Source organism: Shewanella sp. 11B5, from assembly GCF_002836795.1.
Classification (GTDB): Bacteria; Pseudomonadota; Gammaproteobacteria; order Enterobacterales; family Shewanellaceae; genus Shewanella; species Shewanella frigidimarina.
The window spans coordinates 1-1419 of the sequence record NZ_PJAP01000057.1; the positions used below are offsets into that span (position 1 = coordinate 1).

The window sequence follows — 1419 nt, forward strand, 5'->3', positions numbered from 1 at the left end:
GTTGGACAGGATAACATCCAAAAATGGGGCTTTGATATTCATAACGCCGTTTTTGGGATAAGCGCAGGGTTAATCGCTGCTTTTTTAATTGCAATCTTAATTATCGATCCGGCAACATCAAAAGAGTTTTTAGATGGCTTAAAATGGCAAATTATCGGCACATTTGACAGTCTCTTTATGTGGTCTGCTAATATTTTTGTGATTTTTTGCTTAGCATTAATCGTTTCTCCTTTTGGTAAAATTCGCCTAGGCGGAGATGATGCAAAAGCTGATTATTCAAGACTGTCATGGATAGCAATGCTTTTTGCTGCAGGCATGGGTATTGGTTTGATGTTTTGGGGCGTTGCAGAACCTTTAGCATATTACACCGGCTGGTATGAAACACCATTGAATGTGGTTGCTAATACACCTGAAGCTGCAGAACTTGCACTTGGTGCCACAATGTTCCATTGGGGATTACATCCTTGGTCAATTTATGGCGTGGTAGCGCTGTCTATGGCTTTCTTTGCTTATAACAAAGGTTTGCCGCTTTCTATTCGTTCGGCTTTTTACCCTATATTGGGTGACCGCACATGGGGCTGGCCTGGACATATCATTGATATTTTCGCCGTATTAGCCACATTATTTGGTCTAGCAACCTCATTAGGTTTAGGTGCTCAACAAGCTGCAGCTGGATTCCATCATGTGTTTGGCATTGAAGCCGGCTTAACCCTACAAATCACTATTATTGTAGTAGTGACGTTGTTAGCTGTTATCTCGGTAGTACGCGGCCTTGAAGGCGGCGTTAAAGTCATTAGTAATATCAATATGTTACTAGCTGTTGCTTTACTCATTTTTGTAGCACTTGTTACTTTTGCTGTTTCAATGGGTACAATTCCAACAACGGTAATGGGTTATATAAAGAATATTATTCCATTGAGTAATCCAATCGGTCGTGAAGACGAAGCTTGGATGCACGGTTGGACTGTGTTTTATTGGGCGTGGTGGATTTCATGGTCACCATTTGTGGGTATGTTTATTGCTCGTATCTCACGCGGTCGTACAGTACGTGAATTTCTTTCCACTGTATTGATTGTGCCAACCGTAGTCACTATTTTATGGATGTCTGTATTTGGTGGTATCGCAATTGATCAAGTTATCAATAATGTGGGTACATTGGGCAGTAAGGGATTAACTGAAGTTCCGCTAGCTATGTTCCAAATGTTTGATTCGTTGCCTTTAGGTAATCTGTTATCAATGTTGGCTGTGCTATTGGTGCTCGTTTTCTTTATTACTTCTTCGGATTCAGGCTCACTAGTTATCGACAGTATTACTGCTGGTGGTAAAATTGATGCTCCGATCCCTCAACGCATCTTTTGGGCTGTAATAGAAGGTGCTATTGCAGCTGTATTACTTTGGGTTGGTGGTACTCAGGCGATT

At 41.3% G+C, this 1419-nt stretch carries 1 protein-coding gene; it reads left to right on the plus strand.

Annotated features, from left to right (window positions below; all coding sequences use genetic code 11):
• The coding region (locus tag CXF78_RS00470; protein ID WP_102035684.1) for a BCCT family transporter at positions 1-1419 on the plus strand (1419 nt) is incomplete at both ends.